This is a genomic window from Kribbella sp. NPDC104218 (assembly GCF_055584105.1).
This window is the reverse complement of sequence record NZ_JBVJMQ010000001.1, coordinates 306,906-322,716: the sequence shown is the minus strand read 5'-3', so window position 1 is coordinate 322,716 and position 15,811 is coordinate 306,906. Positions and strand designations below refer to the sequence as shown.

16 protein-coding genes are annotated in these 15,811 nt (G+C 70.1%); 8 read left to right on the top strand and 8 right to left on the bottom strand.

All coding sequences use genetic code 11. The features are described from left to right. Positions 1-901: 901 nt before the first annotated feature. Complete coding sequence (locus ACZ6ZD_RS01485; protein WP_171677385.1) at positions 902-2,236, top strand: PhoH family protein; 1,335 nt, start codon at positions 902-904, stop codon at positions 2,234-2,236. A 181-nt stretch (positions 2,237-2,417) separates the two neighbouring features. Then, positions 2,418-3,116 carry an aggregation-promoting factor C-terminal-like domain-containing protein gene (locus ACZ6ZD_RS01480; protein ID WP_465667223.1) on the top strand — a complete coding sequence of 233 codons (699 nt, stop codon included), beginning with the start codon at positions 2,418-2,420 and terminating at the stop codon, positions 3,114-3,116. Between the two features lie 65 nt (positions 3,117-3,181). On the opposite strand, the gene ACZ6ZD_RS01475 is transcribed toward ACZ6ZD_RS01480, so the two are convergent. Then, on the bottom strand, positions 3,182-4,771 hold the full coding sequence (locus ACZ6ZD_RS01475) for an alpha-L-fucosidase (RefSeq protein ID WP_465667221.1): 1,590 nt from the start codon (positions 4,769-4,771) through the stop codon (positions 3,182-3,184). A 108-nt stretch (positions 4,772-4,879) separates the two neighbouring features. On the opposite strand from ACZ6ZD_RS01475, the gene ACZ6ZD_RS01470 reads away from it, so the two are divergent. Genes ACZ6ZD_RS01470 through ACZ6ZD_RS01450 form a run of 5 tightly spaced genes read left to right on the top strand, consistent with a single transcriptional unit; the run spans position 4,880 to position 9,375 of the window. Beyond that, positions 4,880-6,010 carry a sensor histidine kinase gene (locus ACZ6ZD_RS01470; RefSeq protein WP_465667220.1) on the top strand — a complete coding sequence of 377 codons (1,131 nt, stop codon included), beginning with the start codon at positions 4,880-4,882 and terminating at the stop codon, positions 6,008-6,010. Positions 6,011-6,014: 4 nt separating this feature from the next. After that, positions 6,015-6,665, top strand: coding sequence for a response regulator (locus ACZ6ZD_RS01465; RefSeq protein WP_465667218.1), 651 nt, complete (start codon positions 6,015-6,017; stop codon positions 6,663-6,665). A gap of 1 nt (position 6,666) precedes the next feature. Continuing rightward, positions 6,667-7,308: a spermidine synthase gene (locus ACZ6ZD_RS01460; protein ID WP_465667216.1), complete on the top strand. Its 642-nt coding sequence runs from the start codon at positions 6,667-6,669 to the stop codon at positions 7,306-7,308. A 10-nt stretch (positions 7,309-7,318) separates the two neighbouring features. Continuing rightward, positions 7,319-8,722, top strand: coding sequence for a class II fumarate hydratase (locus ACZ6ZD_RS01455; protein ID WP_465667214.1), 1,404 nt, complete (start codon positions 7,319-7,321; stop codon positions 8,720-8,722). Next, a complete protein-coding gene (locus ACZ6ZD_RS01450) occupies positions 8,719-9,375 on the top strand; it encodes a DUF402 domain-containing protein (protein WP_465667212.1) in 657 nt (218 codons plus the stop codon). The genes ACZ6ZD_RS01455 and ACZ6ZD_RS01450 overlap by 4 nt, the downstream gene beginning before the upstream one ends. Before the next feature lie 105 nt (positions 9,376-9,480). Here ACZ6ZD_RS01450 and ACZ6ZD_RS01445 read toward each other — a convergent pair whose 3' ends face one another. Then, positions 9,481-11,145 (bottom strand): fumarate hydratase, encoded by a 1,665-nt coding sequence (locus ACZ6ZD_RS01445; RefSeq protein WP_465667210.1) that lies wholly within the window; start codon positions 11,143-11,145, stop codon positions 9,481-9,483. Positions 11,146-11,265: 120 nt separating this feature from the next. Here ACZ6ZD_RS01445 and ACZ6ZD_RS01440 point away from each other — a divergent pair, with 120 nt between their 5' ends. Continuing rightward, a complete protein-coding gene (locus ACZ6ZD_RS01440) occupies positions 11,266-11,937 on the top strand; it encodes a DUF1707 SHOCT-like domain-containing protein (RefSeq protein ID WP_465667208.1) in 672 nt (223 codons plus the stop codon). A gap of 24 nt (positions 11,938-11,961) precedes the next feature. Here ACZ6ZD_RS01440 and ACZ6ZD_RS01435 read toward each other — a convergent pair whose 3' ends face one another. Genes ACZ6ZD_RS01435 through ACZ6ZD_RS01410 form a run of 6 tightly spaced genes read right to left on the bottom strand, consistent with a single transcriptional unit; the run spans position 11,962 to position 15,756 of the window. After that, positions 11,962-12,435 (bottom strand): hypothetical protein, encoded by a 474-nt coding sequence (locus tag ACZ6ZD_RS01435; protein WP_465667206.1) that lies wholly within the window; start codon positions 12,433-12,435, stop codon positions 11,962-11,964. After that, complete coding sequence (locus ACZ6ZD_RS01430; RefSeq protein ID WP_465667205.1) at positions 12,419-12,925, bottom strand: hypothetical protein; 507 nt, start codon at positions 12,923-12,925, stop codon at positions 12,419-12,421. The genes ACZ6ZD_RS01435 and ACZ6ZD_RS01430 overlap by 17 nt, the downstream gene beginning before the upstream one ends. A 4-nt stretch (positions 12,926-12,929) precedes the next feature. Continuing rightward, complete coding sequence (locus ACZ6ZD_RS01425; RefSeq protein WP_465667203.1) at positions 12,930-13,166, bottom strand: hypothetical protein; 237 nt, start codon at positions 13,164-13,166, stop codon at positions 12,930-12,932. Continuing rightward, positions 13,150-13,635 carry a hypothetical protein gene (locus tag ACZ6ZD_RS01420; protein WP_465667201.1) on the bottom strand — a complete coding sequence of 162 codons (486 nt, stop codon included), beginning with the start codon at positions 13,633-13,635 and terminating at the stop codon, positions 13,150-13,152. Before ACZ6ZD_RS01420 ends, ACZ6ZD_RS01425 begins: the two co-directional genes overlap by 17 nt. Before the next feature lie 25 nt (positions 13,636-13,660). Beyond that, positions 13,661-14,434 (bottom strand): ABC transporter ATP-binding protein, encoded by a 774-nt coding sequence (locus ACZ6ZD_RS01415; protein WP_465667199.1) that lies wholly within the window; start codon positions 14,432-14,434, stop codon positions 13,661-13,663. Then, on the bottom strand, positions 14,422-15,756 hold the full coding sequence (locus ACZ6ZD_RS01410) for a 2-isopropylmalate synthase (RefSeq protein ID WP_465667197.1): 1,335 nt from the start codon (positions 15,754-15,756) through the stop codon (positions 14,422-14,424). The genes ACZ6ZD_RS01415 and ACZ6ZD_RS01410 overlap by 13 nt, the downstream gene beginning before the upstream one ends. Positions 15,757-15,811: the final 55 nt, after the last annotated feature.

Genomic DNA, 15,811 nt, shown 5'->3' with positions numbered 1-15,811 from the left:
CCGGCCCCAGCGCAGCGCCGACTCCGGCGTCGTCCAGGACGGCGGCGTCCGGTCGGCGCGGCCGCAGGAGACGCAGGCGGCGCGGGCCCGGCGGTGGTAGGCGAGCGCGGTGACCGCCCAGAGCAGGCCGCCGACGAACAGGATGATCAGATTCACCCGGTGCCAGTAGAGGATGTCGCCGACGCCGTCCTGATCGCCGGGGACGCCGGTGAACGCGAAGACCACCAGCGCGGGGGAGAGCGCGATCAGCGCGACCAGCGTGTAGTCGGGGATCACCAGCGCGAGGCCGACCGCCAGGACGGCGGCGACCGTCTGCGGCGCCCAGCCGCGGGGGCGGCGCCGAAGGGTCATCACGAGCGCGAGGACGGCCCCGGAGAGCCCCAGGACGGCCATCACGGGCGCGACCACCTCGACTGGGGCGCCTTCGAGCAGCGAGCCGCTGGAGCGGTCGTCGCGCACCTTCGCGAACGGGTAGTGGGCGCCGCCCATCGCCCAGTAGATGCCGAGGGCCCCGTAGGCGAGCGACCAGGCGGCCGTCGCGCAGCCGATCAGAACCGGCCAGTTTTTCCGCATGGTCCGAGCGTCGTCCGTACGCTCCGCGACCGGATCACCCGGCGGGGTGAACGGCCTCCCTCGGGGGAGGGGAAGGTGTAACACCCTGTTAACCCCGTGGCCGGGCGTGTCGGGCTGCGGGGTTTGCCGGACCCTCCTACTCTGACAATGACGGTCGGAGGGGAAGCCGGCTGTTACGGGAGGTGCGATCAGTTTTGAGAATCGTTCGCCAGCCGGTGTACCGGAGACGCTCTGTCCCGGTGCTGCTACTGATTCCCGACTCCCGGTCCAACACCTAACACTGGTGGGCCGGGCGTGGTACACGTCGCGGCCCGAGAGGACGTGCGACATGGCTGCCACCCACGCCAATGCGTCAAGTACCTCATCCACACCGGCCCAGCGCACTTTCGTGCTGGACACCTCGGTGCTGCTGTCGGACCCGCACGCGCTGCTGCGGTTCGACGAGCACGAAGTGATCGTGCCGGTGGTCGTCGTCACCGAATTGGAGGCCAAACGGCATCACCCGGAGCTCGGCTATTTCGCACGCACCGCGCTGCGCCTACTCGACGAGCTCCGGATCCAGTACGGACGTCTGGACGCACCCCTGCCAGTGGGTGAGAAGGGTGGAACCCTCCGGGTCGAGCTGAACCACACCGACCCCGAGAGCCTGCCGGCCGGTTTCCGGCTCGGCGACAACGACAGCCGGATCCTGGCCGTCGCCTGCAACTTCAAGGCCGAGGGCCGCGACGTCACGCTGGTCTCCAAGGACCTGCCGATGCGGGTCAAGGCCTCGGCCTGCGGGCTGCAGGCCGAGGAGTACCGCGCGGAGCTGACGCTGGAGTCCGGCTGGACCGGCATGGCCGAGCTCGAGGTCGAGGTCGCCGACGTGGACGACCTGTACGAGAACGGCGTCCTGGAGCTGCGGCAGGCCGGCGAATTCCCGACGCACACCGGTCTGGTGCTGCTGTCGGACCGGGGCAGCGCGCTCGGCCGGGTGATGCCGGACAAGCGGATCCGGCTGGTCCGCGGCGACCGGGAGGCGTTCGGGATCCGCGGCCGCTCGGCCGAACAGCGGGTCGCGCTCGACCTGCTGCTCGACCCGGACGTCGGCATCATCTCGCTCGGCGGCCGGGCCGGCACCGGTAAGTCGGCGCTGGCGCTGTGCGCGGGCCTGGAGGCGGTAATGGAGCGCCGCCAGCACAAGAAGGTGGTCGTCTTCCGGCCGCTGTTCGCGGTCGGCGGGCAGGAGCTCGGCTACCTGCCGGGCAGCGAGTCCGAGAAGATGCAGCCCTGGGCGCAGGCGGTCTTCGACACGCTCGGCGCGCTGGCCGGCAACGACGTGATCGAAGAGGTGATGGACCGCGGCATGCTCGAGGTGCTGCCGCTGACCCACATCCGCGGCCGGTCGCTGCACGACGCGTTCGTGATCGTCGACGAGGCCCAGTCGCTGGAGCGCAACGTGCTGCTCACGGTGCTGTCCCGGGTCGGCGCGAACTCGCGGGTCGTCCTCACCCACGACGTCGCCCAGCGCGACAACCTGCGGGTCGGCCGGCACGACGGCGTCGTCGCGGTGGTCGAGCAGCTCAAGGGGCACCCGCTGTTCGCCCACGTCACGCTGACCCGCTCCGAGCGTTCGCCGATCGCGGCGCTCGTCACGGAGATGCTCGACGACCTGCAGCTGTAAGCAGTCACCCGGGTCTTGACCCATCACAATCTGTAAAGCACGCGTAAGACTTCGGCCCAGACGGCGCGGTCGCCACTCCGGCGGCCGCGCCGTCGCCGTGACCTGCTTGTGATCACGGTCCGTTTAGGCCAAAGTATGTTCCTGTTGCAGCCGACGGGGGTCGGGTTTCTCGGAAGGAAAGATGAAAGCGAAGCGCTCCGTCGCGGTCCTCTCCATCACTGGGATCGCTGTGGTCACCGTGGTCGCGGGTATCGACCTCTTCAGCTCCCCCGGGAGCAGCTCCGCGGCCGAGAACGTGTCCGGCCGCGCCGAGATGGCCGTGCTGAACAGCGAGAAGGCGCACGCCGCCAAGGGCCCGGTGCTGAACCCCGAGGAGGGCCTCAACACCGCCGAGGACGCCGCCCGGATGCGCGCCAAGGTGGAGGCCGTCGCTCAGGAGATCAAGGCCTCCCAGGACGCCTCCGAGCGCAGCCTGCTGGCCAAGAACGCGGCCGGCAAGCGCTACGAAGCGCTCAAGAAGACCGACCAGTCCTCGCGCAAGGAGCGCGTCAGCCGGGACAACGAGCGGAAGAAGTACGAGGGCACGCCGAAGCAGATCGCCCGCAATCTGCTCCCCGACCACGGCTGGGGCGACAGCCAGTTCGGCTGCCTCGAGAAGCTCTGGAACAAAGAGTCCCGCTGGAACCCCCGCGCCGACAACCCGACGTCGTCCGCCTACGGCATCGCCCAGGCCCTCCCCGGCAACCGCATGGCGTCCTACGGCGCCGACTGGCGCACCAACCCGGTCACCCAGATCAAATGGGGCCTCGACTACATCGACGACCGCTACGGCTCCCCCTGCGCCGCCTGGTCCCACTCCCAGGCCAAGGGCTGGTACTGACGAACGCGCGCTGACGCCCCGGGAGACGCCGATCTCCCGGGGCGTTCGCGTGTCCTCGGCCGGGGCTATGCGCCGCCGGTGAGTTTGTAGACGGGGGCGTAGGTGCCGTCGGCGCCGGTGAGGGTGGTGGTGGAGGCTGTGGTTGTTTTGTGGACTTTGCCGCCGGAGAGGCGGTTTGGGGTGCCTTTGAGGGCTACGTCTTTGATGGTGATGGTGCCTTTGGGGCGGCCGAGGACGGTGGCGTAGAGGTCGTTGCCGCGGGTGGTGAAGGTGACGGTGTCGCCGGCGGTGGTGACGGCGGAGGAGCGGTTCCAGGGGCGGGTGCCGTCGTAGGCTTCGCGGTTGGTGCGGAGCCAGGCGCCGATGTCGGTGAGGCGGCTGAGCTGGGCGGGGACGATGTCGCCTTCGCCGCCGGAGGGGCCGACATTGAGCAGCAGGGCGCCGTTGTTGGCGCCGGCGCGGGCCAGTTCCGCGATCAGCTCGGGTGACTTGGTGTAGTCCGCCTCGGTCTCGGTCCGGTTGTAGCCGAAGGAGCCGCCGATCCCGCGGTCCTGCTGCCAGAACTTGGTCTGGATGGTGTCGAAGTCGGCGTACTCCGGCGTCCGGAAGTCGCTGTGCGCGGAGTCCTTCGGCGGCTGCTCGGAGATCGTCGGGTCCTTGAACGCCTGCTTCAGCACCTGGTCGTAGGCCCACCGCAGTGGTTTGATCCCCATCACCTGCCGCCCGAAGGACGCCGTACTCCAGCGGTCGTCGACGACGCCTTCGGGGACGGTGTTGTAGTAGTCCGCCAGGACGGCGTACAGCCGCTTGGAGCCGGTCGGCCAGGCGATGTCGTTCCACAGGATGTCGGGTTTGTACCGCGTGATCAGCTCGCGCACCTGGGCGACGGCGTACTCGCGGTAGTCCTCGCCGTAGTGCAGGTACAGGTAGTCGCCGAACGTCTGCACGGTCTTCTTCTGGAAGGTCCAGTCGACGCCGCCGGAGTAGTACACCCCGAACTTCAGCCCCTGCTTGCGGACGGCGGCCGCCAGCTCACCCATCAGGTCGCGCTTGGAGTGGAAGTCCGGCGCGTGCGGGTTGCGGACCTGCGTCGGCCAGAGCGAGTACCCGTCGGCGTACTTCGCCGTCACCACGATGTACGACGCCCCCGCGGCCTTGAACTGCGCCGCCCAGCGATCCGGGTCCCACTTCGCCAGCCCGGCCTCGAACTGCTGCGCGAAAGCGCTGTACGGCGCCGTCCCGTAATGCTTGCGGTGGTACTCCGCGGTCGGCGACTCCGGGTCCTTCATCGCGTTCGCGTAGTCCTCGGCGTACGGGTTGCGCGTCATCGCGTGCTCGTACTCGGTCCGCATCAGCTCGGCGAACGGCACGCCCTTCCGCGCGAACCCGGGCACGGAGTACAGGCCCCAGTGCAGCATCACGCCGAACTTCGCATCCTGGAACCACTTCGGCAGCTGGTGCTGCTGCAGCGACGCCAGATCGGCGGTGTACGGCCCGGACGTCGTCAGCTCGGCCTTGCGATCGTCCTGCCAGGTCCAGATCCGCGACCCGCCCACCAGGACGAGCGCGAGCGCGACGACCAGCGCCGCGAGGCTGAGGAAGAACCGCGCCACCCGGCGCCGCCGCTTCGGCTTCTTGCTGTCGGCAAGCATCATGTCTCCACTCTGCCGCCCGGACGCCGGTCGCGGATCCGCCCGCGGCAGCCTTCCGGACGCCGATCGGCGGACACGAGCGTCAACCGAAAGTCTTGTACCGTCGCTGAGGTGGAGACCAAGCCGGGGATCCTCGCCGCGCTGATCGAGCCGGGATCGAGCGCCGCGCCCGGGTACGACCGCCGGACGCCGCGCGATCGCGTGGTCGACGTGGCCTGCGTCGTCCTCGCGGTGCTGATCGGCCTGCCCGTGGTCGGGGATCGTGAGCCGGCGCCGCGGTTCGGGCAGCTGCCGCTCTGGCTCAGCTTGCCGTTGTGCGTCGCGGGCGCGCTCGCCTTGTTGCTGCGCCGCCGCTGGCCGGCCGGGCTGGCGCTGGTGATGATCGTCGGGTCGACCGCCGTCCCGTCGCTGGGTGGCGCGGGCGGGCTGGCGTTGTTCAGCGTGGCAGTGCACCGGCGGCCGGCGGTCAGCCTGTCGATCGGGGCGGTCGCGATGGCCTCCTGCATGGTCCAGTTCTGGATCTATCCGATCGCGGACGCGCCGAACGCCTACCCGATCGCGGTCGCGCTGACCGCGCTGGCCTGCCTGGCGTTGGTTGCCTGGGGCATCGTCGTCCGGACGCGGCGGCAGCTGATGGTGTCGCTGTCCGAGCGGGCGGTCCGGGCCGAGCGGGAGCGGATCGCGCGGGAGATGCACGACGCGCTCGGGCATCGGCTGTCGCTGTTGAGCGTGCATGCGGGCGCGCTGGAGTTCCGGCCGGACATGCCGCCCGAGGAGTTGGCGCGGGCGGCCGGGGTGATCCGGCTGAGCGCGCGGGAGTCCGTCGAGGACCTGCGCGAGATCGTCGGCGTACTGCGGTCTCAGGACGGCCCGCAGCGGGGGATCGCCGAGCTGATCGCCGAGTCGCGAGCAGCCGGGATGGTGATCGAGCTGGCGACGCCGTTCGACCTGGCCGGGCTGACCGACCTGACGGCGTACCGGATCGTGCAGGAGGGGCTGACGAACGCGCGCAAGCATGCGCCGGGGCAGACCGTCCGGCTGACGCTGCACGGCGAGCCGGGCGGTGAGCTGGCGATAGAGGTCGTCAACCGACTCGAAACCGAGGCGAGTGGCACGGGGTCGCGGGTGGGTCTGCTCGGGCTGGCCGAGCGGGTGTCGCTCGCCGGAGGCCGGATCGAGCACGGATCGGCGGACGACGAGTTTCGGTTGGCCGCCTGGTTGCCTTGGCGTGTCCTACGATGAGGCCGTGAGTTCTCCGGTCAGGCTGCTTCTGGTCGACGACGACCCACTCGTTCGGGCCGGGTTGGCGAGCATGCTCGCCGGAGCGCCCGAGCTCGAGCTGGTCGGGCAGGCGGCCGACGGACGCCAGGCGATCGACGCCGTCCGCGAGCTGCGCCCGGACGTCGTCCTGATGGATATCGGGATGCCGGTCCTGGACGGCGTCGCCGCGACGGCCGAGCTCCGCGGCCAGGCCGAGGTGCTGATCCTGACCACCTTCGGCTCGGATGAGCATCTGCTGCGCGCGCTCCGGGCCGGCGCCGCCGGCTACCTGCTCAAGGATGCAGCGCCGGCGGAGATCGTCGCCGCGGTGCTGAAGGTCGCGGCGGGGGAGTCCGCGCTGTCGCCGCAATCGACCCGCCAGCTGATGGACTACGTCGGCGAGTCCGACGTGACCATCCGCCGTACTGCTGCCCGGGCCGCGCTCGACGGGCTGACCGAGCGCGAGCTGGACGTCGTCCTGGCGGTGGCTCAGGGCAAGTCGAACGCGGAGGTCGCCACGGCGCTCGGCCTCGGCGTCGCGACCGTCAAGACGCATCTGACCAACTCGCTCGGGAAGCTGCAGGTGACGAATCGGGTCCAGCTCGCGATCCTGGCGCACGACGCGGGGCTGGTCTGAGATGGAGCTCGCCCGGGCGCAGAGTGAGCGCGGCGACCTGCTGCTCCGGCGCCGCGACGACGGCGCGCTGGAGCTGCGCGTGAACGGCGTCTTCGTGATGGACGACGTCGAGACGTCGAGTGAGGAGCTGCTCGCGTCGGCCGCGCTGGCGACCGTCCGGCGTCCGGACCGGGTGCTCGTCGGCGGGCTGGGGCTCGGGTACACCGTGCGGGCGCTGCTGCGTGATGTTCGTCTCGGCGCGGTGGTGGTCGCGGAGATCGAGCCCGAGCTGGTGGGCTGGATGCGCGCCGGTCTGGTGCCGTCGGTGCTGGACGATCCGCGGGTCTCGGTGACGGTCGGCGACGTCCGGGAGGTGATCGCCGCGGCCGCGGAGGCGTCGTACGACGCGATCCTGCTGGACGTGGACAACGGGCCGGATTTCCTTGTCTACAACGAGAATTCGACGATCTACCGGCCGGACTTCCTGCAGGTGTGCCGGGCCCGGCTGCGGGCGGACGGCGTCCTGACGGTGTGGTCGTCATCGGCGTCGCCGGAGCTGGAGTCGGCGATGCGGGCGACGTTCGGGGCGTGCGTGGTGACGCCGGTACCGGTGGAGCTGCAGGGCCGGGACGAGTGCTACTACGTCTACCAGGGTGCGACGTAGGCTGGCAGGTATGGGAGACGACGTCGAGTACCGGATCGAGCACGACACGATGGGCGAGGTCAAGGTGCCCCGGGACGCGTTGTGGCGGGCGCAGACCCAGCGCGCGGTGGAGAACTTCCCGATCTCCGGCCGGCCGCTGGAGCCCGCGCTGATCCACGCGCTCGCGCACATCAAGGCGTCGGCCGCGGTGGTGAACGCCGCCCTCGGCGTCCTGGACGGCGAGCGCGCGGACGCGATCGCCGCGGCCGCGGATATCGTCGCCGCCGGCTCGTACGACGCGGAGTTCCCGATCGACGTGTTCCAGACCGGCTCCGGGACGTCGACCAACATGAACGTGAACGAGGTGCTCGCGACGCTCGCGACCCGGTCGCTCGGGGCCGACGTCCACCCGAACGACCATGTGAACGCCTCGCAGTCCAGTAACGACACCTTCCCGTCGGCGATCCACGTCGCGGCCACGGCCGGCGTCGTCCAGGAGCTGTTGCCGGCGCTCGACGTCCTGGCGTCGTCGCTGGCGGCCAAGGGCGTGGAGTTCGCGGAGGTCGTGAAGTCGGGGCGGACGCACCTGATGGACGCGACGCCGGTGACGCTCGGGCAGGAGTTCAACGGGTACGCGCAGCAGATCCGGCGCGGCGCCGAGCGGGTGCAGGCGGCGCTGCCGCGGGTCTCCGAGCTGCCCCTGGGCGGGACGGCGGTCGGCACCGGGATCAACACGCCGCCCGGGTTCGCGGCGGCCGTGATCGAGGAGCTGAACCGGCGGACCGGGCTGACGCTGACCGAGGCCGCGGACCACTTCGAGGCCCAGGGCGCGCGGGACGGGCTGGTCGAGCTGTCGGGCGCGCTGAAGACGATCGCGGTCAGCCTGACCAAGATCTGCAACGACCTGCGCTGGATGGGCTCCGGGCCGCGGGCCGGGCTCGGCGAGATCGCCCTGCCGGATCTGCAGCCGGGGTCGAGCATCATGCCCGGCAAGGTGAACCCGGTGATCTGCGAGGCCACGCTGATGGTCGCCGCGCAGGTGATCGGTAACGACACCACGATCACCGTGGCCGGTGCCGGGGGCAACTTCGAGCTGAACGTCATGCTGCCGGTGATGGCGCGCAACCTGCTGGAGTCGATCACCCTGCTCAGCAACGCGTCCCGGGTGCTCGCGACCCGCTGCGTCGACGGCATCACCGCGAACGTCGAGCACGCCCGGGCGCTGGCCGAGTCGTCGCCGTCGATCGTGACGCCGCTGAACCGCTACATCGGCTACGAGAACGCGGCCGCCGTCGCGAAGAGCGCGCTGAAACAGGGCAAGACGATCCGCGAGGTCGTGATCGAGAACGGGCACGTCGAGAAGGGCGACCTGACCGAGGAGCAGCTGGACGCGGCCCTCGACGTCCTGTCGATGACCCGGCCGGCGGTTTCGTGACCTACTGGGCGCCCGGGACCACGATCGAGTGGGTGTACGCCGGGAGCGGCCGGTTCGCCGACAAGCCGAACGTCCGCCCGATGACGGTCGTCCGCGACGACGCGGACGGCCTGGTCGCCTGGCTCGCGCCGGGCACACCACTGCTCAAACCCGTTCTGACCGACGGCCGTGAGCTGCGCTACGCGGGCCCGACCGGCATGTTCAGCCAGGAGCGAGTCCTCAAACTCGACATCTGGCGCGGCACCGGCATCCTCAAGGTCGCCCCGACCGGTAAGCCGTGGTCCGTTTGGTACTTCTGGTCCGAGGACCGCACTTTCCGCGGCTGGTACGTGAACCTGGAGACCCCGCACGTCCGCACGGGCCGCCGTACCGTCACCGAGGACCACGTCCTCGACCTCTGGATTACCCCCGACCGCGTCATCCACTGGAAAGACGAGGACGAGCTCGAGGGCGCCGTCACCGCCGGCCGCTTCACCCAGGCCCAGGCCGACGACATCACCGCGACCGCCCACCGCGCCGTCCGCGAGATAGAGGCCTGGAGCCACCCCTTCTGCGATCAGTGGGAAGCCTGGACGGCGCCGTCCGACTGGCCGGTCCCCGCTGCGCCGGCCGGCCCGCAACCGGAGCTGGTCACCGAAGAGCTCGCCAGCTGACCGAACCCCAGCCACTCACCAACCCCGGCCGAAGGCCGCTTCGCGGAGCAGCCCCAGCGTGCGCCGGAGCTACTCCGCACAGTTGGTGAGTGGCGGCGGTCCGCCCTACGACCGGGGCCGCGTGGTGAGTGCCACTGCTTTCCGGGTGTCGGTGAAGAAGTCGTTGCCTTTGTCATCGACGACGACGAAGGCGGGGAAGTCCTCGACCTGGATCTTCCAGACGGCTTCCATCCCGAGCTCGGCGTACTCGATGACGTCGACGGACTTGATGCAGTCCTGGGCGAGGCGGGCGGCGGGGCCGCCGATGGAGCCGAGGTAGAAGCCGCCGTGGGCCTTGCAGGCTTGGGTGACCTGGGCGGATCGGTTGCCCTTGGCAAGCATGATGAACGAGCCGCCGGCCGCCTGGAACTGGTCGACGTAGGCGTCCATCCGGCCCGCGGTGGTCGGGCCGAAAGAGCCCGAGGCGTAGCCCTCGGGGGTCTTGGCCGGGCCCGCGTAGTAGACCGCGTGGTCGCGCAGGTACTGCGGCATCGGCTCACCCGCGTCCAGGCGCTCCTTGATCTTCGCGTGCGCGATGTCCCGGGCGACCACCAGCGGCCCGGTCAGCGACAGCCGCGTCTTCACCGGCAGCTTGGACAGCTCCGCGCGGATCTCGCTCATCGGCCGGTTCAGGTCGATCCGGACGACGTCGCTCTCGTCGTCCAGGTGCTCGTCGGTCGTGTCGGGCAGGAAGCGCGCGGGGTCGCGCTCGAGCTGCTCCAGGAAGACGCCCGCCGGCGTGATCTTGGCCCGCGCCTGCCGGTCGGCCGAACACGACACCGCGATCGCGACCGGGCAGGAGGCGCCGTGCCGCGGCAGCCGGATCACCCGGACGTCGTGGCAGAAGTACTTCCCGCCGAACTGCGCCCCGATGCCGAAGTCCTGCGTGAGTTTGAAGACCTCCTCCTCCAGCTCGACGTCCCGGAATCCGTGCCCGACCGGCGAACCGGTCGTCGGCAGCGCGTCCAGGTAGTGCGCCGAGGCGTACTTCGCGGTCTTCAGCGCGAACTCCGCCGACGTCCCGCCGACCACGATCGCCAGGTGGTACGGCGGGCAGGCCGCCGTCCCCAGCGAGCGGATCTTCTCGTCCAGGAACTTCATCATCCCGGCCGGGTTGAGCACGGCCTTGGTCTCCTGGAACAGGAACGACTTGTTCGCCGAGCCGCCGCCCTTGGCCATGAACAGGAACTTGTACGCCGGATCGCCGCCGCCCGGCGTCGAGTACAGCTCGATCTGCGCGGGCAGGTTGGAGCCGGTGTTCTTCTCGTCCCACATGGTCAGCGGGGCCATCTGCGAGTAGCGCAGGTTCAGCTTGGTGTAGGCGTCGTACACGCCGCGGCTGATCCACTCCTCGTCGACCGCGCCGGTCAGCACACCCTCGGACTTCTTGCCCATCACGATCGCCGTACCGGTGTCCTGGCACATCGGCAGCACGCCGCCGGCCGAGATGTTCGCGTTCTTCAGCAGGTCGAGCGCGACGAACCGGTCGTTCCCGGACGCCTCGGGGTCGTCGATGATCCGGCGCAGCTGCGCGAGGTGCGCCGTCCGCAGGTAGTGCGAGATGTCGTGCATCGCCTCGGCGGTCAGCATTCGCAGGACCTCGGGGTCGACCTGCAGGAAGGTGCGGTCGCCGGCGGTGAACGTGCTGACACCCTCGGTCGTGAGCAGCCGGTACTCCGTGTCGTCAGAACCTAACGGGAGCAGATCGGAGTACGTGAAGTCGGCGGACACCGGCAGACCTCCATGGACAGTGGACTGGACTGATCCAGCCTAATCTCAGGGGTCTTCCCAGGGGCGGGTAGGGGAGGTTTCGGAGAGCGGCCGCTCCGCCGCGCGCGTAAAGTTCGGAGCGTGGCCCAGGACGACGTACCCCAGGACAACCGCCCGCAGGACGTGACCCCCGCGCCGGTCGACCCAGCGCTGCGCCGCCGGGTCTCCGACCTCGAGCGCGAGCAGGTCGCCGACGTCCTGCGCGACGCCGCGGGCGAGGGCCGCCTGTCCTACGACGAGCTCGACGAACGGCTGGAGACCCTCTACGCCTCCAAGACCTACGGCGAGCTGATCACCCTCACCGCCGACCTGCCCAACGGCCTCGCCACCCCCGACCCGGCCCCGCAGCCCGGCGCGGACGTCGTCCTGCTCACCGGCCCGGTCATCAACGCCTTCCTCGGCGACGCCAAACGCCAAGGCAACTGGCAGGCCCCGCAACGCCAGGAGGTGAACGCCGTCCTCGGCGACATCACCCTCGACTACACCGAGGCCACCCTCCCCTTCGACGACATCTACGTCGAGGTCAAGTCGATCCTCGCCGACGTCAAGATCCGCGTCCCCGCCGACGCCGTCGTCGTCCTCGACTCCAACCCCATCCTCGGCAGCGTCTCCGAACAAGCCGCCCCCCTAGCCCCGGCCCCCACCCCCACCACCGCCCACCCCAAAACCTTCCACATCCGCGGCACCGCCATCCTCGGCGACATCAAAATCAAACGCGGCCCCCGCCTCACCAAACGCCTCGGCCTCAGCTGACCCCGACGCCGGCGGCCCAGGCTGTCAGGTTGGGCGGGTTTGGGTGGTGTGGTGGTGGGTCAGCCAGGGGTGGAAGGCGGTTAGGTCGTGGATGTTGTCTTGGGGGATGACGACGGGCTTGCGGGCGTCGGTTGGGTGGACGCGGATGACTCGGTAGAGGCTGGTGCCTGCCGGGGGGTCGATCGAGGCGATCGACTGCCAGGAGACGGACTTCTTGCCGCGGGTGATGCCGGTGGCGTCGATGGTGACGGCTGGACGGCGGGTGATGAGCGTCCAGACGACGTACCCGAGAACCACTAGCAGGATCGCCAGGAGACCGGCGTTGTAGGCGATCCAGCCGGTGTCGCGGTCTTGGGCGGAGATCAACGCGTCGAGGCGGAGGGCCGCGGCCAAGGTGAGGAAGGCGGCACGCCAGGCCATCGGACGGCGGCGCAGGGGGAAGGTCAGCTTGCCGGTGGTGTCGAGCTGGTGGTCCCAGGTGTCACTGGTGGTCGGCATGAGTCTCCGAGGCGGGTAGCCGGCGGCGGTTGTTCAGCCAGGTGGCGAAGGCGGCCAGGTCTTGGACGTTGTCCTGGGAGACGCGGAGGTGGTTGGCCCACGCGTCGGCCGGGATGATGGGGACGTAGCGGAGGATCTTGGTGCCGGTGGGGATGCCGGCGGTGCCGAACTCGGCCCAGGACAGGTGTTTACGGCCGATCTGGAGGCCGGTGGTGTCGACTACGACGGTTGGGTAACGGCGGATCCAGCACCAGGCGAAGCCCGCGATCGCGAGGACGCAGGTGGTCAACGCCAGGAGGCTGATGGCCAGGCCGAAGCCGTCCTCGTCGCGGATGCCCAGGGCCGCCGAGATGTAGGTCGGCGACAGTAGGCCGAAGAAGACCAGCGCGCGGAGGGTGAACGGCTTGCGGCGGAGGGGGAACTCCAGGCGGCCGGTGCGGTTGAGTTCGGTGGTCCAGGCGGTTGGGGGAAGCTCGGCGGTGGGCGGCATGGGGTCAGTCTTGGGTGCGGCCGCGCCAGAGGGCGATGACGAGGGCGAGGGCGGCGAAGACAGCGAGGCCGAGGGCGATCAGGAAGTAGGTCCGCTGGGCGCCGTCGGAGGACTGGATCTGCGGGACGCAGAGGGCGGCCAGCAGGAGGAGTGGGGCGAGGAGGAGCGGGCCGAGGCGGCGGGCGGCGTTCGGCCGGACGATGAGTTTGGTCTCCGGCTTCGGCTTACTGGACTTCGACATCCGACTCACTCCTGCTCCGGTGCTGTGCGAGAACGTTTTCGAGCCACCCGGCGAGGGCGGTCAGGTCGGCGACGGTGTACGTCGTGATCGTGAGCGGCCGGAGCCCCGGGTCGCTAGCCGTGATCGTCAGCCGCTTCGCGCCGGGGACGCCGATCCCGCCGATCTGCTGCCACGACAGGCGGCGCCGTCCCGAGCGGATCCCGTCGGCGTCGACGAGGAGCGCGACCCGTTTGCTGACGGCCTGCGCCGTGAACCAGAAGCTGCCCGCGCCGAGCGCGAGGACGACGATCATCAGTGGGAGCCAGAGCCCACTGTCGTTCGGGAGCAGCCACAGCACGGCGAGCAAGGCGAGCATCAGCAGGCTGAGCACAGTGGTCGACCGCCGGTACGCCGCCGTCCGGACGCCGAACTCGACCCGGCTGACCTGGTCGTACGTGCTCGCCCAGACCTCCGGTGACGCCTCGCCCATACCCACCCCTCCCAGAGAGGCGAGTCTAGCGGTGGGTAGTGGCAAGCCAGCGGCCCGCGGCGCGGTGGATCTGGATGGGATGGGCGAACGTTTCGGTGACCAGAGCAGTGGTGAGGACGTCGTCCGCCCGCCCGGCGGCGAGGATGCGCCCTTCGCGCAACAGAGCCGCGTGAGTGGTGGACGTCGGCAGCTCCTCGAGGTGATGGGTGACCAAGAGCGAAGCCAGGCTCGGATGCGTGTCGTGGATGTGGTCGAGGGTCTCGAGCAGCTGCTCGCGGGCCGCCAGGTCGAGACCGGTCGTGGGCTCGTCGAGCAGCAGAAGCCGCGGGCCGGGCAGGAGCGCGCGGGCGATCAACGCGCGCCCGCGTTCCCCCTGCGAGAGCGTCGTCCAGGAGGCCTTGGCCAGGTCGGCGATCCCGAGCAGGGCGATTAGCTCGGCGGCCCGCGCGGTCTGCTCGGCGGTCGGCTCCCAGCGCGGCATCCGCTCGATCGTCCCGGTCAGGCCGGTCAGTACGACGTCCGTCAGCGCCAGCGGCGAACGCAACGGATGGCGTGGGTTCACATGCCCGATCGACTCGCGGAGCGTCCGGATGTCGACGGTGCCGAGCCGGCGGCCGAGAATCTCGACGGTGCCGCGGGTCGGGTGCGTGATCGCGCCGCACAGGTTGAGCATCGTGCTCTTCCCCGCGCCGTTCGGCCCGAGCAGCGCCCACCGCTCGCCCTCGGCGACGGTCAGCGACACCCCGCCGAGCAGCAGCTTCCCGTCCCGGACGAAGTCGACGTCCTTCAGTTCGAGCACCCGTAGACCTCCTCGTACAGCGTCTTCAGCTCCGCCGCCGAAGCCTCGCGGCCAGTAGCGTCCGTATGCCGTTGTACATGCCGGGCGAAGGAGGCTTCGTCGGCGGCCGACATCTGGACGCCGTACGACGTCTCCAGCACGTGCGCGATCCCGCCCTTCCCGGACTGGCTGTTCACCCGGACGACGGCCTCGTACCCGCGCCCGACGTCCGCCGGATCGATCGGCAGGTACGGCACCTCCCACCGCTCGCCGGTCCGCGCCGCGAGCCCCTTCCGGATCGCGTCCTGATGCGTCCCGGAGAAGGCGGTGTGGACGAGCTCCCCGACGTACGGGTGCCGCGGGTGGATCGGCATCCGCGTGCAGTACTCGACGGTCTCCCGGATCCGGTCGATATCGGAGAAGTCGATCATCGGGTCGATGCCCTGGGTGTGCAGGTTCAGCGCCAGCGTGGCCAGGTCGACGTTCCCGGTGCGCTCGCCGTTGCCGAAGATGCAGCCCTCGACGCGTTGTGCACCGGCCAGGACGGCGAGCTCCGCGCAAGCGATCCCGGTCCCGCGATCGTTGTGCGGGTGCACCGACAGGATCACGCCGTCGCGGCGCGGCAGGTTCTGATCCATGTACTCGATCTGGTCGGCGTACACGTTCGGCGTGGCGACCTCGACGGTGGCCGGCAGGTTGAGGACGACCGGTCGCTCCGGCCGCGCGTCCCAGACCTTGGTGACCTGATCGGCCAGCTCCAGGATGTAGTCCGGCTCGGTCAGGTTGAACACCTCGGGCGAGAACTGGAACCGCACCGACTCACCGGCCGACCGCAACACCTGCTCGGCCCCGGCCCGGACCAGCTCGGCCAGCTCGGCCCGCGTGCGACGCAGGACGACGTCCCGCCAGACCGGCGCCGTGGCGGCGTACATGTGGACGACGACCTGCCCGCGGATGCCCTCGATCGACTCGAGTGTGCGCGCGATCAGCTCCGGTCGGGCCGGGGTGAAGACCACGATCGTGACGTCGTCCGGCACCAGCCCGGACGTCGCCAGCAGCCGGACGAAATCGAAGTCGGTCTGCGAGGCCGACGGATACCCGACCTCGATCTCTTTGTAGCCGATGGCAACCATCAGCTCGAAGAAGCGGCGTTTGCGGGCCGGGTCCATCGGCTCGGCCAGCGCCTGGTTGCCGTCCCGGAGGTCGACCGGCACCCAGAGCGGCGCGCTGACCGGCCGGCGGTCCGGCCAGGTCCGCGCGAGCGGCTCGACCGGCACGCGGGCGAAGACGTCGCGGTAGCGGTGGCTCGGCATCGGGGAGTGCTGCTGACGGTTCCAGTCCATGTCCACCGACGGTAATCCGAATCAACTCCTCAGACAAGCTGATAACCTGAGAAGT